General features: G+C 41.0%; 19 protein-coding genes. All 19 read right to left on the bottom strand.

All coding sequences use genetic code 11. The annotated features are described in order from the left end of the window. Positions 1–125: 125 nt before the first annotated feature. Positions 126–2,978 (bottom strand): cell wall-binding repeat-containing protein, encoded by a 2,853-nt coding sequence (locus OCV59_RS10925; RefSeq protein ID WP_147594474.1) that lies wholly within the window; start codon positions 2,976–2,978, stop codon positions 126–128. Between the two features lie 247 nt (positions 2,979–3,225). Then, a complete protein-coding gene (locus tag OCV59_RS10920) occupies positions 3,226–4,665 on the bottom strand; it encodes an oligosaccharide flippase family protein (RefSeq protein WP_147594473.1) in 1,440 nt (479 codons plus the stop codon). Between the two features lie 100 nt (positions 4,666–4,765). Continuing rightward, on the bottom strand, positions 4,766–5,941 hold the full coding sequence (locus OCV59_RS10915) for a glycosyltransferase (RefSeq protein ID WP_147594472.1): 1,176 nt from the start codon (positions 5,939–5,941) through the stop codon (positions 4,766–4,768). Positions 5,942–5,981: 40 nt separating this feature from the next. Continuing rightward, positions 5,982–7,079, bottom strand: coding sequence for an N-acetyl sugar amidotransferase (locus tag OCV59_RS10910; RefSeq protein WP_262584354.1), 1,098 nt, complete (start codon positions 7,077–7,079; stop codon positions 5,982–5,984). A 106-nt stretch (positions 7,080–7,185) separates the two neighbouring features. After that, the gene (locus tag OCV59_RS10905; protein WP_147594470.1) at positions 7,186–8,316 is read right to left on the bottom strand and encodes a glycosyltransferase family protein; all 1,131 of its coding nucleotides are present in this window, start codon (positions 8,314–8,316) and stop codon (positions 7,186–7,188) included. 33 nt (positions 8,317–8,349) lie between these two features. Continuing rightward, on the bottom strand, positions 8,350–9,972 hold the full coding sequence (locus OCV59_RS10900) for an asparagine synthetase B family protein (RefSeq protein WP_147594469.1): 1,623 nt from the start codon (positions 9,970–9,972) through the stop codon (positions 8,350–8,352). 34 nt (positions 9,973–10,006) lie between these two features. Continuing rightward, positions 10,007–10,954, bottom strand: coding sequence for an O-antigen ligase family protein (locus tag OCV59_RS10895; protein WP_262584353.1), 948 nt, complete (start codon positions 10,952–10,954; stop codon positions 10,007–10,009). A 346-nt stretch (positions 10,955–11,300) separates the two neighbouring features. Then, on the bottom strand, positions 11,301–12,434 hold the full coding sequence (locus OCV59_RS10890) for a glycosyltransferase (protein WP_147594467.1): 1,134 nt from the start codon (positions 12,432–12,434) through the stop codon (positions 11,301–11,303). Further along, positions 12,434–13,507: a Gfo/Idh/MocA family protein gene (locus OCV59_RS10885; protein ID WP_147594466.1), complete on the bottom strand. Its 1,074-nt coding sequence runs from the start codon at positions 13,505–13,507 to the stop codon at positions 12,434–12,436. The genes OCV59_RS10890 and OCV59_RS10885 overlap by 1 nt, the downstream gene beginning before the upstream one ends. Positions 13,508–13,529: 22 nt before the next feature. After that, positions 13,530–14,093, bottom strand: a complete 564-nt coding sequence (locus OCV59_RS10880; RefSeq protein ID WP_147594465.1) for an N-acetyltransferase — start codon at positions 14,091–14,093, stop codon at positions 13,530–13,532. Between the two features lie 21 nt (positions 14,094–14,114). Beyond that, positions 14,115–15,059: a UDP-3-O-(3-hydroxymyristoyl)glucosamine N-acyltransferase gene (locus OCV59_RS10875; protein ID WP_147594464.1), complete on the bottom strand. Its 945-nt coding sequence runs from the start codon at positions 15,057–15,059 to the stop codon at positions 14,115–14,117. Beyond that, positions 15,049–15,813 (bottom strand): polysaccharide deacetylase family protein, encoded by a 765-nt coding sequence (locus OCV59_RS10870; protein WP_147594463.1) that lies wholly within the window; start codon positions 15,811–15,813, stop codon positions 15,049–15,051. Before OCV59_RS10870 ends, OCV59_RS10875 begins: the two co-directional genes overlap by 11 nt. Then, positions 15,813–17,123, bottom strand: a complete 1,311-nt coding sequence (locus tag OCV59_RS10865) for a nucleotide sugar dehydrogenase (RefSeq protein WP_147594462.1) — start codon at positions 17,121–17,123, stop codon at positions 15,813–15,815. Before OCV59_RS10865 ends, OCV59_RS10870 begins: the two co-directional genes overlap by 1 nt. A gap of 18 nt (positions 17,124–17,141) precedes the next feature. Then, positions 17,142–18,215, bottom strand: coding sequence for a non-hydrolyzing UDP-N-acetylglucosamine 2-epimerase (gene wecB / locus OCV59_RS10860; protein ID WP_147594461.1), 1,074 nt, complete (start codon positions 18,213–18,215; stop codon positions 17,142–17,144). A 6-nt stretch (positions 18,216–18,221) separates the two neighbouring features. Continuing rightward, entirely contained in the window at positions 18,222–19,451 is a 1,230-nt protein-coding gene (locus OCV59_RS10855; RefSeq protein ID WP_147594460.1) for a glycosyltransferase family 4 protein, read from the bottom strand. A gap of 13 nt (positions 19,452–19,464) precedes the next feature. Then, entirely contained in the window at positions 19,465–20,160 is a 696-nt protein-coding gene (locus OCV59_RS10850; RefSeq protein ID WP_147594459.1) for a sugar transferase, read from the bottom strand. A 1-nt stretch (position 20,161) separates the two neighbouring features. Next, positions 20,162–21,370, bottom strand: a complete 1,209-nt coding sequence (locus OCV59_RS10845) for a DegT/DnrJ/EryC1/StrS family aminotransferase (protein ID WP_147594458.1) — start codon at positions 21,368–21,370, stop codon at positions 20,162–20,164. A 14-nt stretch (positions 21,371–21,384) separates the two neighbouring features. After that, complete coding sequence (locus tag OCV59_RS10840) at positions 21,385–22,125, bottom strand: GNAT family N-acetyltransferase (RefSeq protein WP_147594457.1); 741 nt, start codon at positions 22,123–22,125, stop codon at positions 21,385–21,387. A 9-nt stretch (positions 22,126–22,134) separates the two neighbouring features. After that, on the bottom strand, positions 22,135–23,961 hold the full coding sequence (locus OCV59_RS10835) for a polysaccharide biosynthesis protein (RefSeq protein WP_147594456.1): 1,827 nt from the start codon (positions 23,959–23,961) through the stop codon (positions 22,135–22,137). Between the last annotated feature and the right edge of the window lie 29 nt (positions 23,962–23,990).

The raw sequence follows: 23,990 nt of genomic DNA, 5'->3' as shown, positions 1-23,990 counted from the left end.
AAAAAAAAACAACAGAGCATACCTTTTTGAGATATACTCTGTCTTGTTGTTTTAAGAAACGCCCGGTCCAATGTCGCTTAACTTAATGACATTGGCACGTAACTGCCGCCTTCTCTGTTTCATATTTATCTGATTATGTTTTTCACTACACCATCGGATATCAGCGTCGGTCCGCCGAGAACCGCAGCTTTCTTTATACCTGCGCTCTTCGCATAAGCCACCGCATCGCTGTACCCACTGTTGTCTGTCAGTATCAGCGGAGCTTTTATGGAAAGCGCCAGCGGTCCGCCTGCAAGGCCGTCAGGGAAGTTCATGGCATATGCCAGTACTGCACTGTCACTGCCATCAGTGAAGAACTTCTCCGCTACCGCCACCGACGTCAGGTATCTGTTCTGTCCGGCTACACGCTCACACTTATCGTCCTGATCATATTTCTTCAGCTGTGTTCCGATCTTATCGCTTACTACGCCTGTTCCGCCTATCAGATAGATATCATTTATCTTCATGCTGCCTAAGTATTTCTTCTGAGTGTCATCCACTCCGCTGCCTGCAACGAGCAGTATCGGTTTGCCGACTGCTGACGCCGACAGGCTGTCTGCAAAGCCCTCGCCTGTGCACACGAGCAGATCTTCCTTATCCACGCCTGCAGCTTTTAGTATCGCTATATTGGTCTCGTATCTCGTCTGACCGCCGAGTCGTTCTACTTTGAAATCTCCCAGACTCTTTTCGAATCTTGAGGTCACTACACCCGTTCCGCCAAGCAGATATACTGTACCGCCTTTCTTCAGGTTCTTGTTTATGTACTGCTTGACATCAGCTTCGGTATTCGCATCCTTGCCGACCAGCATCACAGGAGCATCCTTCACCTTTGCCAGATAACTGCCTGCCAGCGCGTCCGGATAGTCAGCTCCGCTTGCTACTATGATATTATCGAACTTGTCAACTCCAAGACTCTTCTTCAGAGCATCGGCAGCGGCAGTCGAAGTGGCGTAACGGTTGTCGCCTGCGATCCTGATCATGCTTTTACCACCTGATACTTTATCAAAGGCATCTGATGAACCACTATCTTTCTTATATATTTTAAAGTTCTTTATCACAGTTCCTGTATATGACCCCTGACCGCTTATAGTGACCGTTGCCTGTCCAACTTTCCTGTTATTCTCATACTTCAGAATATAGTCGACTCCTTCTGTCAGAATTTTATCACCATCAGTTATAACGATATCCTGCTCTATATCACTGCCGGTATATTCTTTATCAGCAATCCCTGTAATCTTCAGCGTGCTTATATCAGTCTCTTCCTGTGCACCTTTCTGCCATACAGTCACCTTGTATTTCTGAGTGTTTTTTCCATTTGCAGAAGTCACGGTGAATTCCAGTGTATCACTTGTCTTGTTATATGCCTCTGGGCGCTTGTAGATATCCGGCTCCCATATCAGGGATGTATTGCCTTTATCATCCACAGTTGCAAAGTTCCTGGTTTCTGCATACAAATTGAATCTGACATCTTTTGCTGACTTGTTGACCGGTGCCGTAACATGTGCTCCAGCTTCAGTCTTGGCTGCTTCGATATCCACAGGTACATACTGATCTTCTTCGGTCATATAAATATCACCATATAAAAGCTGCAGTGCTTCAAGCTCGGTACTGCTGCCATCTCTGTCTTTTACAATAGTGATCTTGTATTTCTGAGTGTTCTTTCCATTTGCAGAAGTCACGGTGAATTCGACCGTACATTTTCCATTGCCGTCCAGATCATAGCTTTCCTCCAGCCCGGAAACTTCTGCAAAGTTTTCCGGATCATTAAGCCCGGTCAATATGCTGCCGCAGCGTTCTTTATCATAATAGTACGGCAGCACGATCTCTGCACCTTTGCTCGTCATCGCTGCCTCTAAATCCACGGATAATGCATCATACAGTTTATCTCCGGTTTCATCATACGACTCACCATCCCAGAACAGGAACGCCAGATCATTCAACTCTGTGCTGCTGCCATCACTTTCAGTAAAATTCAGCACAAAATCATGCTCTGTGCCGTCAGAATCCCTGAATACATATTTTTTCTGAAGTGAATTCCTGAGATCTGCACTGATATCTTTTTTACCGACCATACTATACCCGTCACCGACGTTTATGCCGGCGCCTTCAAAATTCAACTCCCAGAATATATTAACTTTCCAGCCCTTATCCAGTACTCCATATGGCAGTTCTACCTCAGCTCCATTTTCTGATACTGCCTCAGATATCATCACAGGTATCGCTATCATTCGCGTCGGATAACCTGATTCATCCACAGACTCCGGATCTGCCAGCTGGATGCCTACTATGCCTTCGAAGTCTATTGTCCGCAATGCATCATCTCTTTCAACTACACTTATGATGTATGTCTGCTTTTCTGTTTTATCGATAGACTCCGACTCTACTGAACAGTACCACACACCATCTTCAAATACTGTAATATCCTTTTCAAATGAGCTTCCATCAGGATAATAGCCTTCGAGTTTGATTCCTTTTTCACGGTCATATGAAGACGGCAAAGTTAAAGAGATACCTTTGCCGATATTAACACTAAAATCTGCGATTTCTGTATTTGAAACTTTATCAAAATAACTGATCTTGCAACCGTATGGCACTGGGTCATTATTCTTTTTCCAGAAAGCATACAGCTGATCTGTATCTTTGCTGACATAACTACCTGGCATAGGCGCACCCACATAATATGCCCATCCAAGGAAGGCATATCCCTCTCGCTCAGGCTCAGGAAAATCAGCAGTCTCCATCATACCCGTATCATCTGTAAATGATACGTCATATTCTTTGATTTCCTCACCTGTGTCCTTAAACGTTCCTCCAGCTGCATTTAAAGTAATAGTTTTAATTTCACCATAGGAAATGTTCGTATTTGCACTGATGCATATAGCGCTGATCAATACAAACGCAAATAGTATCCGCACTCCTCTTCTCATCATACTATGCATTGCATACCTCCCTGTAAATACAGACTTGATTCAGATATTCTAAATCATTCTCATTATACCATTAAAGAAAGGAAAAACAACCATATAAGCAATATTTACATGATTATTTTTACTATTTTGAACATTATTACTTTTTAATTGATGATTGCTTTTGTAACGGTCAGCAAAATATATACTTCTTTAATCAAAAAACAACCGCACAAGTATCGTCCCTGCACAGTTGCTTTCATTCATCATTTCTTATTGATTATTTCTTATTTACTTCAACAACATTTTTCTTACGCTTTACTAAAAAATCCAAAGCTAATCTGCATATCTCACACAGTTCGGTCTTAAAGTAAACTGCTACAGCTATAAGTATGACAGCATTGATAGCATATATCAGCCATCCATCTATCAGTACGTTAAGTGCACTTGACACTATCAGCACTGCGGTCACGAATATATATGCACCTAGCGGAAAGCTAAACCATATTTTCCTTGATATCACTGTCCTTACCCAGAAAAATACAGCATATGCGAGGCCTGTCGCTATCGATGCTCCTACCGCTCCCCATACGGGTATCAGCATCCAGTTCAGGGCGATATTCACTATTGATGAAACAACTGATACAACTATCAGGTTCATTGTCTTCTCCTTGAAATATATGCCCATTACCGTAACTTCTGATATAGTGTACATGATCGGATACATCATCAGGAACGGTGCGATCTTTACTGCTTCTGAATACTCATCGGACAGTATCATGAATATCACATCTTTTACCAGCAGTACACACACGAATATCGCAGTCATTATGAATGCAACGATGCGTCCGGCTTTCACAAAATTATTTTTTTCAACATTTTCATTATTCCACTGATGCGCTACAGGTACCCAGAAACTCGTAAAACATGCCTGTATTATACCGATTATATTAGCAACTTTAAAAGCGACTTCATACATTCCCAGCTCTGAATAATCACAGAATCCTCTGAGCATGACCTTGTCCATACCGCTAAGTGCCCATCCGATTATCATGGTCGGCACTATAGGCAGTCCAAACCTGACAAGTCTCTTCATTTCGCGTCTGTCAAGCAGTGAAAATCTTATCCTGAAACGACTTTTTTCTATAAACAGGATCACGCCTGTATATATCAGCTGCGCAAGTGTCGTCCCTATCACTATGGCTCTGAAGCTCCTCTCGTATCCAACAAGCAGCAGTACCATACATACAAGAGTAAGCGCCTTCAGCAGTATCGACATCATAGAATAAAGCAGTCCTTTTTGCTGCATCCTTATATCCATCAGCGCAAACTTTTCTGCAGCAAGCCCCGGGAGTATCACCATCAATGCATATATACACAGCATTTCGCTATCTGTATCAAACAGCAAAACAGACACATCTTTTCTAAATATGAATATCACGATGTCTATCAGTGTGACCAGTACTATTGAAGGCAGCATCGCATTCGTAAGCAGCTTTATCTTGTCCTCTGATTCATAATATCTCTTCGTATATGCATGATCCATCCCGAGAAACACGAACATCTGAAGGATAGATATCGCCAGTGTGAACATGCTTGCTCTTCCGTATTCATCCGGTGTTATAAAATACGTGATGACCGGCACTGTAATAAACCCTAATACCGCTCCTATTATCGGTCCTACTGAAAACTGTCCTAATTTTTTTATTAAACCTTCCAATTTATTATCCTCTGTAATCTATGTTCCACTTCTCTAACATCTTCATGGCTCTCACATTGTCATTTCAGGCAAAACTCATGCTACACATATTGCAGTCTTTTCAGTCAGCATTATCCGGTATATCGTCGCTGGAATTTTTATCTCCTTTTGTCAAACATATATATATATCGCTTAGCTGTCTTGCAATAGCATTTGGAGAAAAATTGTTTTCAGCATATCTGGAAATTTCCATAGAAGAATAATTTTTATACTGCGCAGCCATAGACTGCATAGCTGATTTGATATCATCTTTATCATCTTCAACAATGCATCCGCATTTTTCATTTACAAAGCTTTCTGGACCACCTGATCTGCATGATATTACGGGAAGCCCACATGCCATAGCTTCTATATATGCCACCCCAAAAGTTTCTTTTCTTGACAAAAGAACAAACGCATTCGAATGTTTATATTCTTTTGCCAGCTCATACCTAGGCCGGTTTCTCATTAAAAACACGTTGCTTTCCAATTCCAGATCATGAATCAATTCATTTAGCCTTTTATATTCTGGTCCATCACCAAATATTTTTAAAATATAATTAGGATCGTTGTTAAATGCAAGTTTAAATACTTTAATTAACAAGTCCATTCTTTTATTAGTTGTCAGATTTCCTGCACTAACGAAAACAAAAGGTTTACCCTCTATATTTTCCCTGTCATGCATATTAAAAATACTGTTATCAAACACATTGTAAACAGTCCTGCACTTTACATCAAAGTTATCCATAATTGTTTCTGAAAGGCTTTCACTGACTGCAATCAGAGCATCAGCATTTTTATATGTGAACTCACACTCCTCAATGATGCGCTTCTTTAAATATATCCTTTTATTGTGAACAAGACTTGAATGCTCTGTTACAACAACAGGTACGCTTCCTTTTAGACTTCTTTTACCTTTTACCGCAATATATGATTCCTCTAGAAAATGTGAATGTATGATATCAAACCTGCCATATTCCTTTGTCAGGCGCTTAAATCCATCTATAAAACACATTTCCTCGATCACAGCTGAATACTTTCTAGGAATAGTACTTACCGGAAAACTATACTGTAATATATGAATACCTCTATGATTATGCTTCCTGATCCCAAGCTTCCTCTTTCTTCTAATAGACCTCATATCTAATGCTAAAACCACAACATCATGCCCAAAACCGGACAATGCCAAAGCCTGATCAAATGCGAAACTAGAATCATAATTATCTATAAGGTTACCCGTTACAATACAAATCTTCATAAGTCATCAAGAAATTCTTCTTTACCTCCCCATCCATATTTTATCTGCTTATTATCTTTCTTAATAAAATCGACAATTTATCGATTTTATATTCATCATGCTGATGAATCTGAGATGCCATTATAGCCTCAAACTCATCATCCGAAATACCCATTTTCTCCTTTATGATAGCTATATACTCACGCATCAACTCTTCATCCACGATTGGTTTTTCGATTTCTTTAAGAGCCTCTTCTCTTGTCATCTGTCCTGATACGATCATGCTTGACAGATGTGAGGTTCTTTTATCTACCCCAAACTTGTTCGGCAACCAATACAACTGCAAAAAAGCAGTTAAAACATTCTCCAAATGCTTTCTGCCATAATATTTAAAATCACAAAACTCTTTTAAATCTAATAAAGCTTGCTCTCTATTATAATTTATATAGTTTAATGGTCTAAGGTTGACTAATTTCCCAGTTTTCATCATTAAATATTTTTTGTATGATGAAATGAATTTCAGTTTATCTATTGGCGCATGTCCAAATCTTTTATTTATATCCTTTAGATTGACGATATCCATTGCATTATATGTATTACCCTGCTGCAGAATGCTTTCCAAAGCAAAATTTCCACCTGAAAGAAAATACTTTATCCTGCTCTTTTCTGCAATATCATATAAAAAAGCAAATAAAATGTTATCCTGTGGAATCGCTAAATTAGGCACACCTGCGCGCATATATGCTTTGGTCAGCTCATTGAACTGATATGCATCTGGCTTTATTACTTTTAATTCAATCTGCGCAGCCTTGCACAACTTTTTTATATTTTCTTTTGATACATCTGTATCAAAGCCATCATCGATATGCACTGCCATGATCCTCAGTCCCCATTTATAGCCTAAATATGCAAGGTATGCAGAATCCAGTCCACCTGAAATACCCATGAGGCAATCATAATCCTTGTCTTTATTAACTCGCCTTATTTCATCGAGCATTTTTTCCAATCGCCGCTGACCTTCTTCATTTGGAAAATATGTCGTCGTATTTATCTCACTTAAAGCTTTTGTGCAATAATTACACACTCCATTCGAATCAAATCTTATTGTTGGATCAGAAGCATTATCCATAATGCATCTGCTACATCTCTGATATCGCATACTAACTCTCCTTATAACAGTTTGTAATATTTTTGCAAATCGTTTTACTACTCTCGCTACAAATATCATTTCCAGCTCGTTATACTGCGTTGTACATCAGTCAGATCTAACTGACATATATATCCAGCCACTCATTTCTCACAGTATCCCATGAATAATTCCTGTATATTATCTCAGAATTTCTTTCACTATCGATCCTGATTTCTCCATCAATCAGCTTTTTAAGACATTCTTCAAGCATATCAAAATCATCATAGCGGCAATACTCTATGCCAAGCCTGTCAAACTCATCATATCGTATCCAGACTGGATTGATGAGATCAGTACCTGCATAAATATACTCCCTTATCGTGCTTGACAGTGCATCTGTCACCTGCGCATGTATAAATATATCCATTGCGCATCTCAGTTCAGCGATCCGCTCAAGAGATATCATTTCATCCATTATAATATAACTGATTCCCGAAGCAGTCAATGCAGCTCTAAGCTCGTCCATATACGAAAAAGTACAATCCGGGACATGCAGCATGAGCTCGATCCTGTTTTTAGAACTTTCATCCATTCTGCCCAGTGCCTGTATGACCTTAAGATGCTGCTGCTTTTGACTGCCGTTATACCCTACTGCAACAGATATTCTGTCTGGATCCAGCCCAAATCCGCCTTTTAACTTATTTTTGCTTTTACCCTCTTTTGCTTTCCTTATTTCTTCAAATGCCAGACTGCCAAAATTAGCAGATGATATCTTGGTGTCATATTTATTCCCGAAAAAATGTCTGAATGCTTTTCGCATCTCCCCGGTACTGAGATTTATCTGATCTGCAATATCTACTATCTTCTTTATCTGTCTGACTTGAGAATCGTTTATTCTAAGGATATCTGACCCCCAGAATACCACGATAGTCTTAACAGCAATAATTTTTGCAGCGACCGCAAATATATCTGCCTGTCTTGAACTGGGAGGGCAATGTATTTCTATATGGTCAAAGAAACATTTTCGATGCTTCAATGCAAACTGTATCAGTCCTGCGGTCTTGTAAAAATTCCCTGCTGTGCCAGTCTTCTCTGAAAGATCCAGAATATGAACTCCCATTTTTTCATACTCTTCAAAATACGCTGCCGGAGGCTTCTCAAATAAAGCGATCCACACTTCATTGCCTTCTTTATAGTGTATATTCTTTATATATTCCTTTATCCATATAGAGGCTGCTCCCCCAAGAATAAAAACCTTTTTACCCATATTTACCTACTACTTTTTACTGCTTTTCAGCAATTACCTGCTGATATTTCCTTCCCGATACTCTTTGAAGAGAAATACCTCTATCAATTTTAAAAGTATATCATACTGTATATTCTCTACATTGATGCTGCTTTCAAGCCATCCCTTACTCTTTCCGAATCGTACGGCTTTTTCTGCTATTTCCAGACTTCTGATATCTGCTTCGCAAGACCAGTCGGTGATACTGTGTGACACACTGGCATCAGGCATAAAGATCCTGCAGAAAAGCCGGCCTGCTGCTTTAACGATATACATCAGTGATGCTGCAATATCTTTTAGTCTGTATTTTTTCTCACTGGACGTCGTGGAACCGCTTAATGTCTGTACAGCAGCCATTTCATTATTTACCGAAGTTATATACTCTTTCATACCCGTAGCCATAAGTCTTTTTCTTCGGGGCAGATTGTATGAATATATCACACACCTGTATTCCAGCAGCGGCGGATATGACGCTATGATCTTACTCTGATTATTATACAGAGGACAATAGCTTGCAGGCCTTGACAGATACCATGAAAACCAGTCGCAATTTTTCGTGTTGATACTGCGTCTGTTTGCTTCCAGATGATCTATTATTTTCTTCTGATCATCCTCGAAATATTTTATGAATTTTTTTGAGAACGGCAGCCCTTTCCGGTTACACAGTATTATATTACGGTAGTCTCTCTTTACGCTGTATACAGGGGAATTGTAAAACGGAAAATACTGCGGCCATTCATCAGATTTATGGAAAATCCCGGAATCTCCTGTCATCAGGCACTCATACCCGGCATCTTTTTTCATCTGCAGATATTCATTGAGCCTGAACACGCCATCATTCAATGTATTGAAATATCCGTTCCTCTCAAAAAAGTTTCTTACCAGATACTCCTCAGTGACTTCAGGCTTCTGCACATAGATCTGAGAATACCCCACACCTGCTTTTTCCGCAACTTTTTCTGATATCTCAAAATCCGCATGACCTGTCTGTGACCCACAAATAGATGTATCTATAAGCTCAGGATTCTTCAGGAACATCGACAGTACATAACGACTGTCAAAGCCTCCCGTAAGAGAAAGAACCTTTTTTACATCCGACAACGAATCCGTAATGATCTCGGAAAATCTTTCGGGGCTTATTCCTTTCTCACGATCTGAAAGATCTCCGATATTTTTGTCATGCCTTGTTATCATGCCATCTTTTACAGTATAATAGCAGTTGCTGTTTGACATATATACATCCTGTATATATGTCTTGTCAAAAAATATTCTGCCATAAGTAAAATACTGGCATACTGCAGATTCATCGAATGCTGCGTCTTCACTGTTCTTTACTATCTCCAGCATATCATCGGATACATATTCTTTATTGTAAAAAAAACACCTGTTTATACCATTACTGGTGAAAAAAGTACACTTGTCTTTTTCCTTTACAAAAAAATCAAATGCTCCAAAATAGTCGATAAAATCAAATGCACCTTTTTGTCTGTACATCCTTGCCATTTCGATAATGCTCTGCATCCCTGCCTTGAATCCCGGTATGAAGAAAATACCATTACAGTAATAATCCGTATCTCCATCGGAAAAATGCATATAATCACTGAATTCAAACGTATTGTCTTTCAGTTTGTACCACATATTTTCTCCTTAACTATAAAGCATATCTATAACTTTACTTTTCTCTTCTGATACCAGCTCGCTTTAGATCTTCACTTCCATCTGTCACATATCCCGGTATCACAAATATCCAGTATCCGAACATCGCAAATACCGTATACGGACTGAAAGAACTTGACAGTAACATATATACAACCGCAGAACACAATGTTGCCAAGGCATAGCATTCATATAAGCCGATATTTTTTCTAAAGAGTTTTTTAAAATAATCAAATGCACACATGCCAATCGATACCACAAAAAACAGCAGAGCAGGATATCCTCCCTGATATGCCACCTGCAGGAACGTATTATGAGCATCCATTTTTACAAAAACATCGCTGTATCGTCTCACTTCAAGCGGATCCGGATCATGACCTTTCATTGAGAGATTCGAAAAATATGTACGCCATATTTCTACCCTTCCCGATGAAATACTGCCTTCTGTTGCAATGCCTTTCAGATACCTGTCCGATGTTGCCGCAAACTGTTCTGTCAGACTCTCTGCTTTGAATTCGATTTCTATCCCAACACTTTCTGCAATATAAGGTGTAACAAAAGACAGTACAGCATACGTTGCCGGAAAACAAATGACCGCAGCTATGATCAAAGAAGCCACTTTTTTCTTCAGATCATTTCTGCTTAAGCATGCATATATCAGATATACCACTATTACAACTATACCTGCCAGCATAGATGTTCTGGAACGCGAAAAAAACAGCTCAGCAAGGGATATCCCAAATAATATCAGCAGAAATACCTTTGATGCTTTTTTCCTGACTTTCTCATAAAGATACAGTATCGATACAAGTGCAAACGTAAGATATTCGCCCCAAAGATTCGGATTTCCCATTATGCCGTAATACTGCACATCTGACAACGGAGAAAAAAGAAATGCGCCTACCTGTGCTGCTCCATAAATAAATACTGAAGATACTGTAAAAGCATATAGTATTTTATTCAATATCACATGCTCTGTCGACAAACAGAACAACGGCAGCTGAAATACGAAAACGAAAGCATACAGTATATATGACGGAACTCTAAAAATGAGTCCATAAACAAAAAAAATCACACCCATTATAATCAAAGGCATCAGTTTTATGATCCGTATTTTTGATATACATCTTCTTTCTCGAATCAGCCATATACTCAACAGCATCATCACAAATGCGCCTACAAGCAGCGGAGGACTCGTCCTTCCCCCATACAAGCCTATATTCGAAATGACCAGATTCATTGCAATAACACCCATTGCAATGAATATTACCACATCTGTTTTGATCCTGATATTTTTCCCATTATCCATCTCATAGCCCCACGATCTCTGTCTTCAGCATGTCATATGCTTCAAACAGATTTTTCTCCTGACTCTTCCAGTTATATTTTTCCAATATAACTTTTCTTCCGTTTTTCCCCATTTTTTTTGCTCGTTCCGGCTCCTTCATAAGTAAAGTGACCGCATCTTTTATCTGATTTACATCATTCGGATCTACACATATACCGCAGTCATTGCCTTCAACGATTTCTTTCCAAAGTCTGAAATCAGTTGCGATCACTGGCAGTTCATGCAGCATTTCTTCGAAAAGTTTTGTATTTCCCAGCGTTCCTTCCTTATCTTCACCAAAAATATACTTACATAAAGCCATTCCTATATCTGCATTCCACAGTTCGCGATTGACCGTGTCAAAAGGCACTTTTCCTCTGTATTCAGACTTTTCCCATCCATCTATCTCTTTCAGGTGTTCTATATAATCGTTTTCTCCGGCTCCGAAAAACACATATTTCACATCGTCGAGTCCATTTATGGCTTCCAGGATCCTGTCATGCGACCACATAGGTGCTACACCACCTGCAAAACACAGTACTGTTTCACTGCTGGCCTTTTTTCTTTCAGGTACTTCCCTGTCTTCCTCTATAATAGGATAGTTCGTAACAAGAAATACATTGTCATTAACCATTTTGTATTTTTCAACGATCCTAGGTGTGACCGTCACTACTGCATCGATCTTTGATGCAGTACGGTACAGATATTTTCCGAAAATCAATGTGATGATTTTTCTCATTGATGCAGGTATATATTCTTTTCGCTGTATATCTGCAACAGTATCTTCATGACTGTCATATACCACGATTTTCCCCTTATGCTTGAGTTTTACAGCATACTGCAGCAATTCTGGATCATGAAAATGGTATATGTCGGCATCAAGGCTCAGTGCTGTCTTATATGCTTTTTTGGAGAACGCAGTGAAACGTTTCATTCTACTGGATGGACGTTCCCCGATACCTACGATCTGAACATTATTCTTCTGAAAACTTTCCCCGGGTGCAACAAGATATACTTCATTGCCTTCAAGCTTTGCCAGAGAAGTACATTCTTTTTCAAATATCCTGACATCTGTGCTGTTATGCGCACTTGTAACATGGCATATTTTGACTGACATTAAAATTCACCTTTCATATCAATACTTGCAAAATCCTTCAGCGGCAGTTTCACGGATCCGCCGGTCTTCTGGCTCTTGTATATTGAAAGTACCACTTCCAGAGCATTTCTTCCTGCAACTGCGTCTACATATGGCTTCCTGTCGTTTTCTATGGCATCTATTACATCTGCAAACAGGCTGGTGTGACCGTTTCCGTATACATTGCTCGTCTCTTCCTTAAGGCCTTTGTTTTTGCTGTCCGCTTCTGTTTCATCTGCAAAATCCCAGACATCGATATTGTTTGTTGATGTTCCGCCGATTTTTACGGTTCCGTTTTCTCCGAATATGTAAAGAGTCTCTTCAAGATTCTTAGGGTAAACGTTTGTAGTGCCCTCTATCGTACCTATCGCACCGTTCTTGAACTTCACAACTGCCATTCCCACGTCTTCCGCTTCAAGATAATCATGGAACTGCTGTCTCGTTGCTCCGTATATCTCCTCTATCTCATCGCCCATCATCCATCTGAGGAGGTCGATACCATGTATGCACTGGTTCATCAGTGCTCCGCCGTCCTGAGCCCACGTTCCTCTCCATGGAGCCTGAGTATAATAGCCCTCATTCCTGTTCCATCTTACATGGATCGAACCATGTGAAAGCTTGCCGAATCTGCCGCTTTCCACAGCCTGTCTCAGCTGCTGGATAGCAACATTGAATCTGTTCTGATGGCATGCCGATACCTTCACACCTTTTTCCTCGGAAAGCTTTATGATCTTGTCAGCATCTTCTATGCTCATTGCCATAGGCTTTTCGATTATCAGGTTCACGCCTTTTTCTATGCAGTATAAAGCTATCTCAGCATGTATCCCGCTCTCTGTAGCTATGCTCACGAGTTCAGGCTTTATCTCTTCTATCATTTTTTTATAGTCTTCATATCGTTTTATCGAATCGTCGTTCTGTAAATCGTGTTTTGCAAGAAGCTCCTCCATTTTTTCCGGAAGAACATCGCATACTGCTGCGATCTCCAGCTTGTTGTTGACTGCTGCTTTCATATGGTTTGTTGCGATCCTGCCGCAACCTATAAGTGCGTATTTCATGATACTTTTATTTCCTCCAAAATTATTTTTCTTCAAGACCGTTATCCGATTCGGTATAGCTTCTTCCACACATGCTGCATGTTAATCCGTTCTTAAGAACTTCTCCGCATTCACACACCCAGCCTATCCTCTTTGCCGGAACGCCTGCCATCAGAGCATGATCCGGAACGTCCTTTGTAACGACTGCGCCTGATGCTATCATCGACCATTTTCCAAGCGTATGTCCACATACTACAGTAGCATTAGCACCTACCGTAGCGCCGGTCTTCAGAAGTGTCTTCTTATATCCGGCACTGCCTTTCGGATACTTAGCTCTAGGCGTCAGATCATTTGTGAATACCATCGAAGGTCCGCAGAAAACATGATCCTCCAGCTCCACACCTTCATAAACTGAAACATTGTTCTGCAGTTTGCATCCGTTGCCGATCTTAACGTTATTAGAAACATTGACATTCTGACCGAACGAACACTTCTCACCTATCTCCGCACCTGTCTGTATATGGCAGAAATGCCATATCTTCGTTCCTTTTCCTATTTTGACGCCTTCATCTACATAGCTTGATTCGTGTACAAAATAATCCACAATCTGTTCCTTTCTGCTCTTCCACTACTTTTTTCTCATAAATTCTCTGGCAGGATTTCCAACCAGCGATACACCGTCCCCAAATGACTGCTGTACCGAGGATCCCTGTCCTACAAAGCAGTTTTTCCCCAATGACACACCATTGCGCACAGTCGCATTCGGCGAAATATAACTGTCAGCACCTATCGCTGCACTGCCGCCTATCTGGGCTGCTGCCGTAAGCATGCTACCTTCGCCTATTTGACAATTATGCGCGATATGATTAAGATCATCTATAAAAACATTTTTCTCTATCACTGTAGGGTGTATCGTACCTGCAACTATAGATGACAATGCGCCTATTTCCACGTTTTCTTTTATGATAACTCCGCCTATATGTGGTATTCTGATATTCCTGCCATCAGTATCCTTCTCAACGCCGAATCCCTGTACCCCGATAACGCTGTTTTCTCCTATGGTTACATTATCCTCTATTTTCACATTCTGTCTTATCTTCACACCGCTTTTTATCGACACACCATTGCCGATCACAACATCATGGTCTATGAAAACGAATGGCTCTATCCTACAGTCATTTCCGATAATGACATTTTCTCCAATAAAACTTCCGCATCCATATGGTGTGTATTTTTTTACGCTGTTCTCACTGTCAACTATAAGTTTCAGTGCCTTTGCAAAATAAAGCCTCGCATTATCCACTGCCACTATGCAGCAGCTGTCAGACACACACTCAAATGCATCTGCTATAGAATGCTCCGTCACTATGAAGCAGTTCTTCAATTCCGGAAGTCTGTCTGCATATGCATCTTTCCATTTCTTTGACGTAAAAAACAGCATCGCGTTTTCCCTAGGGTCACCCACAGTCGTGACACACTTTATGGATACTTCAGCCATTTTAATAACACTGCCGCCAAGTTTTTTGACTAGTTTTTGGGTATCATAATTCCAGTCAGTCATATCAAACCCCATTATTTATATCTTCAAGAGTTATAACTTCCTCAAGATCCGTAAAGTTATCATTCAAAATACGATATCTATCCGGCATTCCGTCTTTTATAAATTCTTCAAGTGAAGACCGAAGGTCTTTTTCTTTATCGTTATACCAGAATGCATGTGTAAGTATATGAAGCCTGTCATACTCAGCACTTGCTATGATCCCATCAACATCTTCACGCCAGCGCCGTCTGCTGTCTGAAACATACTTGAATCCTTTGAAAAAATATTTTCCATATGAATTTATAACAGGTGACAAATCTATATCCGATTCAAGTGTTTTCCTGGATGGTCGATGCATCGATACTGAGTTTACCGCTATGCCAGATACCTGTTCGAGAAGTTTCACTTCTTCAAGTATCACATTTCTGATACCCCCATGTTCATCATAATATTCGTTCGTGTAACTCAGTTCATCAAAATGAAGACCTATATCATGTCCAAGTTCTTTAATACGTTTAAGAAGTCTGAGATTTTCTGCCGCCAAAAGATTGTAGAACGATGACTTGAGCAACACGAAATATGTGCTTCTGACACCTGATGCCTGTTCGAGCTCTGCCATTTTCACAGCTTTATTCAAACAGTAATCGATATCATGCCTGAGAATCACAACACGATCCAGACCTTCCTGCGACTCATATCCTGCAAACGTGTATCCAGCTCTTCGCAGATCATCTATCATCTTTTTATACGCATCATAAGTAAACTTCATAAATACCGCTCCTGTCATTACAGCACTTCTATATTTTCCCGATCAGCGATATCTTTCATTGCATTTCTGGTATCAAATATCGCAGCAGCATTTTGCTGTATCATATCATAGTCTATATTGGTGTGTGCTGCTGTGATCACTATGAGATCATATGATGAAATTATCTCTGCATCTATTTTTTCTATTCCATGGAAAATCTGTCCTTTGTCCTTGTATTCCGAGATCCATGGATCGTAAAAGTCAGTATCTGCACCGTCTTCCTTGAGTTTTTCTATGACTCTTATAGCCGGGCTCTCTCTGTAGTCATCGATATCATTCTTGTACGCTACTCCGAGCACGAGTACTTTCGACCCGTTCAGTGCTTTTTTATGTCTGTTGAGTATCGCCATAGATCTTTCCACGCAGTACTCCGGCATCCTGTCATTGACCATCATGGAGCTTTCTATCATAGAAGTATGGAAACCGTACTCGCGCGCTTTCCATGACAGATAATACGGATCCAGCGGTATGCAGTGCCCGCCAAGCCCCGGACCCGGATAGAATGCCTGGAAACCGTAAGGCTTAGTCTTTGCAGCATCAACGACTTCCCAGTAATCTATGCCCATCCTGTTGCAGAGGATCGCCATTTCATTCGCAAGACCTATATTTATATTCCTGTAAGTATTCTCGAGTATCTTTTCCATCTCTGCAATAGCCGGCGATGAAACCTCGTAAACGTCTCCTTCAAGCACTGCTCTGTACATTGCTGCGATCACTTCTCTCGCATCTTCGCCTATCGCACCCACTACTTTAGGGGTATTTTTCGTCTTGAACTGCTTGTTGCCCGGATCCACTCTTTCAGGAGAGAAGCCAAGGTAAAAATCCTCGCCACACTTGAGTCCCGAAGTCTCAAGTATCGGTTTGAGAAGTTCTTCTGTAGTTCCCGGATAAGTCGTCGACTCGAGGACTACCATCGTTCCTTTAGTCATATGCTTTGCAATTTCTTCTGCTGATGATCTGACATAGCTTATGTCAGGCTGCTGGTGCTCATCCAGCGGCGTAGGAACACATATCGCTATAAAATCCACATCCCTGACGAAGCTGAAATCATTCGTCGCTCTGAGCATTCCACTCTCCACTATATGTTTGAGATCATCGTCGACTATGTCTCCGATGTAGTTTGAACCTGCATTGACAAGATCAACTTTTGCTTTCTGCACGTCAAAACCTATCGTTTTGAATCCCGCCTTTGCCTTTTCGACCGCCAGAGGAAGACCTACATATCCGAGTCCGACTACACCGACTGTTATTTCTCTATTGTCTATTTTATTTAGTAATGATTCCTTCATTTCAATCAACCTCCGGGTTTAAATATACTCATTTATACGTTCTAATATTTTCTGCGCCGAATGTCCATCTCCAAACGCATGATTTTCTTTTATTTCCTGTGGTTTAGACAACTTGTCCAAAATATCATTTTTATCAGGCTTTGCAAGCTGATTTCTATTGTCTATCATAGTTTCCGGCCATGATACATAATCGAAAACGGTCACGCACTGCTTTTCTGCAAAAAATGCTTCTCTCTGAAGACCACCTGAATCTGTTATGATCTTTTTACTATGATTTACAAGATAAACTGACATCAGATACCCGACCGGTTCGCATGCGATTATGTTCTTGTATTTTTTTTCACTCATGATCCGCTGCATTCTATCGTGATTTCTCGGATGTACAGGATATATACACTTCGCATCAAGCATCTCCGTCGCATCCAGTATATTAGTCAGCGCTTCATCCGTACCCGTATTTTCCTCACGGTGGCATGTCATATAATAAAATGCTCCCGGCAATTCCACGTTTCCGCCATCAAGTGCCTTAAGATTTTCCGGGACATTGTCTCCTACCTTATTACTGTAATACAGAAATGCATCATACATCGGATCCCCTACAAGATATGCATTATCTGCTATACCTTCTTTTGCAAGAAACTTCAGTGCAGATTCAGTACAGCACAATTTCAGAGATGATACATGATCCGTTACTATCCTGTTTACTTCTTCAGGGTTTGTCAGTGTTCCCAGACGGTTTCCTGCCTCTACGTGCACGACGGGTATATGCTGTTTTACAGCTGCAAGCGCACCTGCCATAGTAGAATTCGTATCGCCGTAAAGAAGCACCACATCCGGCTTTTCTTTTAAAACTACATCTTCGATAGCAATGATCATCTCGCCCGTCATTTTACCGTGTGTTCCGCCTGATATCCCCAGGTTATAATCAGGCGACGGTATGTCAAGTTCGTTAAAGAAAACATCTGACATGTTGTAATCATAGTGCTGACCGGTATGAACTATTATTTCCTCGTGTTCTTTTCTCAGTACTCTAGAAACGACCGCAGCCTTTATGAACTGTGGTCTTGCACCTACTATAGTTATGACTTTCACCAGATACTACTCCTCCATCACATTAAGAAATTCTTCCGCAAGCACGGTGTAGTTGAAACGCTCTACACTTGCTTTCTTTCCTGCTTGCGAGATACGATCCAATTCTTCACCGCTTAAACTTTTCACATATTTTATTGTGTCACAAATACTTTTTATATCATTACTCTTCACATCAAAACCACATTTGTATTCTGACAAATAGCTTTTTACACTTAAAGCACATATTCCCGGTTTGCCCGAAGCCATCGTATCGAACATTTTATTGAGGCACAGTCCGAATCTGTACAAAGGCGAATTTTTCCCTCCCATATATATACAATCGAACCATCTGCACAATCCAGGTATGCTTCTCTTGTTCACAGGTGTTAAAAATATGACATTATTCAGCATCTTCGCTTTCGCTTCTTCCATGAGGCTCTGCTTCTCAACACCATCACCTACCAGAACAAAACATATCTGCGTATCATTTATTACTTCCGCAACCTTTAGTATTACACCCAGATCATTTGACAAAGCATGTCCGCCAAAATACCCAACAATAAATCTGCCTTCGGCTCTTAACCGTTCTAACACACTTACATGTTCTTCTGGAAGCTTTTCCGGATGTCGCCATTCATCTAAAATCACGCCATTCGGAATGCATCTGAATTTTCCTTCTTTCAGCCCATGCTTTCTCATATAACCTTCTGTATTCGGAAGCAGGGAAACAACTGTATCCGATTTTTTATATGCACTGTTTTCTCCTATCTGCATAGCAACAACAAAAGGATTCTTTTTAGACATACCACCTATTTCTATAAGCGTTGCAGGCCACATATCATGCACTTCATGGATCAACTTCACCTTTTTCTTCGACTTTCTTCGTATCCTCTGTCCTACATATGTATCCAGCGGATATGTCGACGAACAGATCACTGCATCAGGATCCATTTCTTTTATGATCCTGCCTGTGTTGAGCCACAGCTTTGACACGAACTGCGCCATCGTTATCGCGCGTTTGGCTCCATTGCCTTCATATGTTCTCGTTTTTATCCAGTGATAGTGTATCCCGTCTATTATATCTTCCTGAAAATCATGATCCACTTCAGGGTTCACACGTCTGAGATGTGAATAATCAGCAGCTATGATATCGACTCTATGACCTGCCTTTACCCATTCTCTTGCAAAATAATACGGACGGAACTCCATCCCCATTTCCGGTGAACCGGCATAATGATTTATCAGCAGTATATTCATCTGAACTATCCCTTTACTTTACAACACTTGCAACGGTCTTAAACATGAGCTTTATATCTTTAAAAAAGCCGAATTCTTTGATGTACTCCAGATTGTATGCCATTTTTTCCGGCAGTACTTTCTGCACATATGCATCATCTACCGTCATACCTTTTGAAGTATAAGAATCCATAAGCTCATCTTCATCTTTAAAGTTTATGCTGGCCAGTGATGTCACTCCGGCTGGCATCAGCAGTGTAGCCATCATCTCATCACTGTATTTTTCAACGTATTTGCGGACTTCCGGCCTTGTCCCCACAAAGGTCATGTCACCCTTCAGTATATTGATAAGCTGTGGAAGCTCATCGAGACGGCATTTCCTGATCTTTGATCCGACTCTTGTTATCCTGCTGTCATTGCCCGATGTTACCAGCGCACCGATCTTATCAGCATTCTGCACCATTGTTCTGAATTTGAATATCCTGAAGTCTCTGTTGCCCGATGTAACTCTCACCTGTCTGTAAAACACCGGACCTCTGGAGTCCACCTTTATCATTATTGCCAGTATCAGAAAAAGCCACGAAAGCAGTACCAGCATCACGAAAGACACTGCGATATCAAAGATACGCTTTAATGCAAGGCTGCCTTTACGGCGTGAAAGTATATCGTAGTAAGCTTTTACTTCACTGTTTTTCATTTCATAAGGAAGTTTGTCCCATGATATCAGCATATTATACGTATTCCTTCAATATATCGTTGACGCCTTCTATGATATAGTCGACCTGTTCATTCGTCAGTCTGCTATATAAAGGCAGAGTTATCTCATTCTTATAATAATCGTGGGCATTCGGATAATCTTTTATGTCAAATCCCAGATTTTTATATGCAGTGAGCAGTGGCAGCGGCTTGTAATGTACATTTGAAGCAATGCCACGTTCTGCCAGCTTCACTATTATCTCATTTCGCTGTTCTTCCGTTATCCCTGCGGGCCTTATAAAATACAGATGGCCGCTGGAGCAGTGATCTTCGCCACTGTGCGCAAGCAGAGAAATGTTCTTTCCTGCGAATGCCGTATCGTATTTAGCGATTATCTGACGTCTTCTTTCCAGCATTTCCGGATAACGTTTCAGCTGCTCCAGACCTATACTCGCCTGTATATCAGTCATATTGCACTTGTACGCAGGTGAAACTATATCGTATTCCCATGAACCTGCCTTCGTCTTGTTGAGCGCATCTTTTGTCTGACCGTGCAGCGAAAGGTTCATATACTGTTTGTATATCCATTCATCGTCTATGCCTTCTATGTTTTTCCATGTGACGGCTCCGCCTTCCGCAGTCGTCAGATTTTTTACAGCATGGAACGAGAAACATGTGAAATCCGCATGCATACCGGATCTTCTGCCATTTCTGACTGCACCGAATCCGTGTGATGAATCTGCTATCACAGCTATCCTTCCAAGTTTTTTCTGTATATCATTTTCTTCTGAGGGGCAAAAACGGTTTTTATTTTTTTCTACGATCTGAAATATCCGGTCGTAGTCACATATTATACCCGCGAGATCTACCGCTATTATAGCCTTTGTCCTATCCGTTATGGCTTTCTCCATAAGTTCCAGATCCATCACCGGCTGTCCCTTGTATATATCCACCATGACAGGATCCGCTCCGACATGGCATATAACACTGCAGCTCGCAGTATATGTGTACGCAGGAACGATGACTTCATCTCCCGGACCTATTCCCAGAAGTCTGAGCGTCATTTCCATCGATGCCGTTGCCGAGCTTAGGCATGCAGTCTTTTCAGTTCCGATATACTCAGATATCTCACTTTCAAATTTCTTTGTCTTTGGACCTGTAGTTATCCATCCTGATTTCAAAGTCTCTACGACCGAATCGATCTCTGCCTGCGAAATATCAGGCGGTGAAAACGGTATATTCATTTTTATCCCTTCCTTTATACGTTTAAATTCCATAGATGATATACTGAAGTTCTTGAAATTTCCCTAAAGCCAAGGTAATGATAAAGATTTATTGCCGGTATATTATTGAGCTGGGTTCCCACCTTTACCGTTGCGATCCCTTTATCCTTTAAACAATTCTCTACCGTTCTGATCATCTCTGTTGCGATCCCTTGGCCTTTATACTCTCTGTTCACTTTTACAAGTTCTATCGTGCCTTCTCCATCATATATGCTGAATAAAATATATCCACCTATTTCATTGCCGTCATAATAAAGTGCAAAATACTTATTGTCATAGTTTCTTGAATTCTTTAACCATTCCTTGTAAACCAAATATCCGTTTCTGACATCCAGTTTGTCATCACATACGAATTTAGAAAACACAAAATCTTCTCTTTCAACGAGTAATTTATCATGTATCTGCTTATCTGTATCTTTAGCTTTTATCACAGCAATGTTCTCATGTTTTGCAGTGTATCCTGAAAAACCCCTCAGGACATCCTTCTCGAACTGTATATTTATGTCAACGAGAAAGGCCTGTGTATTTTCTGCTATGGTTTTATTTATCCCAACCTTATTCCCCACATTCTGTATAGTTATGAATTGATAGGCGTCAAGCTGCTCAAGAAGCCCTCTCAAATCAGCTTCTGGCGCATCTATTACCAGTCTGCCGCAGCTTATTCCAAAAAAATCCGTATCCCATTCCAGTGGAGAGACATTTAAATTTTTCATCATATGATCCTTCTAATTATTTGTGATCGTATACGTATCACATATCTTTTCTATCTCATGCTTGATATCATCGCTGTTAGTCTGTGCGATCGCTATCAGTTTATCGAGCTTTTCTAAAAATTCCTCTCTGTCTATATCTATAGGCTGCCCTATAAAGATCAGGTCATTCGGGGTGCTCTCAAGCCCTTCTTCGGCCATCAGAAGCTCCTCGTACAGCTTTTCACCCGGCCTGAGTCCCACTATTTCGATCTTGATATCCTTACCCGGCACATAGCCCTTCATCTTTATCAGATTCACTGCCAGATCATATATCTTGACAGGCTGTCCCATATCCAGCACGAATATCTCGCCGCCTTTTGCCAGCAGACCCGCCTGAAGCACCAGAGAAACAGCCTCGCTTACGGTCATGAAAAATCTTGTGATTTCTTTATGCGTAAGTGTTACAGGTCCGCCTGCCGCTATCTGTTTTAGGAACAGCGGTATCACAGATCCATTGCTTCCAAGAACATTTCCGAATCTGACTGCTACAAACTCAGTATCGGACATCCTGCTGTAAGTCTGTACGATCATCTCGCATATACGCTTTGTCGCGCCCATGACATTCGTAGGCCTCACAGCTTTGTCTGTAGATATCAGTACGAATCGCTTTACCTCATACTTATCTGCCAGCCTGACCATGTTCAATGTACCCTTGCAGTTGTTCTTGACTGCTTCATTAGGCGAGAACTCCATCAACGGCACATGTTTATGCGCTGCCGCATGATATACGACATCTGGTCTGTACCTCCTGAAAATGTCTTCAAGCCTGTCATAATCTCGCACTGATGCGATCAGCACTTCTATATCAGCCTCGGGATAATATTGCGCAAGCTCCATCTGAAGCTCATATGCTCCGTTTTCATATATATCCACTACCAGCAGTTTTGCCGGTTTGTTTGCGATTATCTGTCTGCAAAGCTCCGAACCTATCGTTCCTCCACCGCCGGTCACCATTATCGTGCGGTCCGCAACGAATTCCGCAAGCTCAGGGTTCTCAATGACCACGGCATCTCTGCCGAGAAGATCCTCATAGTTGACTTCTCTAACCGTACGGCTCAGTGACTCTGTAAGACTACTCGATATCGCAGGAAGTATCTTAAGCTTGGCATTCGTCTCCTGGCATATAGACAGTATGTCTCTAGTCACCGTAGGCGGAGCCGATGGTATCGCTATGATGATCTCATCGACATCGTACTTGTCCGCCATATGCGGTATATCGCTTCGTCTGCCTACTATTGGGAACCCATGTATATACTTGCCCTTTTTGGCTGGGTTGTCATCTATTATGCACACGATCCTCGATGCCCCCGGACCATATTCAAGCTCCTTTATCAGCAGAGACGCTGCTGAACCTGCACCGACGATCATCACATTGCGTTTTTCCCCGGTCTTTCTGTATTTTTTTCTGAACTGCTTGAAAATCCTGATCGACAGTCTCGCACCGGCCAGCAGTATGAACAGAAATACCCAGTTGAACACATAAAAGCTTCGCGGCATGTCGATACTCCACAACAGCCTATATATTACATACAACGCTTCTATCACAAGCGATGCCTTGAACGTCGCTATCATTTCATCGATCCCGGCATATGTCCACACTCGATTGTAAAGCTTGAATACCGCAAGTACCGCTATTGCGATGACTATATCTATCGGAAGACACTTCAGCGCCGGCGTCAGATAGTACACATCCATTGTGAATATACCGAATCTCAATGCAAGCGGTGCTATTGAACTGAACGTAACAACAGCAGCATCTATGATGATCAGAATTATTATTCTTATAACTTTTGAACGCATTATTTCATTTCCTTGCTCTTTTATTTATA

It is taken from the genome of Brotomerdimonas butyrica (assembly GCF_025567305.1).
GTDB lineage: Bacteria > Bacillota > Clostridia > Peptostreptococcales > Anaerovoracaceae > Lentihominibacter > Lentihominibacter butyricus.
The sequence above is the reverse complement of the archived record's forward strand: the minus strand, read 5'-3'. Positions and strand labels throughout refer to the sequence as shown.

Bases quoted from the DNA above. Each gene is read 5' to 3' on its own strand.
- OCV59_RS10925 (WP_147594474.1), bottom strand. From the start codon at position 2,978: ATGCATAGTATGATGAGAAGAGGAGTGCGGATACTATTTGCGTTTGTA.
- OCV59_RS10915 (WP_147594472.1), bottom strand. From the start codon at position 5,941: ATGAAGATTTGTATTGTAACGGGTAACCTTATAGATAATTATGATTCT.
- OCV59_RS10910 (WP_262584354.1), bottom strand. From the start codon at position 7,079: ATGCGATATCAGAGATGTAGCAGATGCATTATGGATAATGCTTCTGAT.
- OCV59_RS10905 (WP_147594470.1), bottom strand. From the start codon at position 8,316: ATGGGTAAAAAGGTTTTTATTCTTGGGGGAGCAGCCTCTATATGGATA.
- OCV59_RS10900 (WP_147594469.1), bottom strand. From the start codon at position 9,972: ATGTGGTACAAACTGAAAGACAATACGTTTGAATTCAGTGATTATATG.
- OCV59_RS10890 (WP_147594467.1), bottom strand. From the start codon at position 12,434: ATGTCAGTCAAAATATGCCATGTTACAAGTGCGCATAACAGCACAGAT.
- OCV59_RS10885 (WP_147594466.1), bottom strand. From the start codon at position 13,507: ATGAAATACGCACTTATAGGTTGCGGCAGGATCGCAACAAACCATATG.
- OCV59_RS10875 (WP_147594464.1), bottom strand. From the start codon at position 15,059: ATGGGGTTTGATATGACTGACTGGAATTATGATACCCAAAAACTAGTC.
- OCV59_RS10870 (WP_147594463.1), bottom strand. From the start codon at position 15,813: ATGACAGGAGCGGTATTTATGAAGTTTACTTATGATGCGTATAAAAAG.
- OCV59_RS10865 (WP_147594462.1), bottom strand. From the start codon at position 17,123: ATGAAGGAATCATTACTAAATAAAATAGACAATAGAGAAATAACAGTC.
- OCV59_RS10855 (WP_147594460.1), bottom strand. From the start codon at position 19,451: ATGAATATACTGCTGATAAATCATTATGCCGGTTCACCGGAAATGGGG.
- OCV59_RS10850 (WP_147594459.1), bottom strand. From the start codon at position 20,160: ATGCTGATATCATGGGACAAACTTCCTTATGAAATGAAAAACAGTGAA.
- OCV59_RS10845 (WP_147594458.1), bottom strand. From the start codon at position 21,370: ATGAATATACCGTTTTCACCGCCTGATATTTCGCAGGCAGAGATCGAT.
- OCV59_RS10840 (WP_147594457.1), bottom strand. From the start codon at position 22,125: ATGATGAAAAATTTAAATGTCTCTCCACTGGAATGGGATACGGATTTT.
- OCV59_RS10835 (WP_147594456.1), bottom strand. From the start codon at position 23,961: ATGCGTTCAAAAGTTATAAGAATAATAATTCTGATCATCATAGATGCT.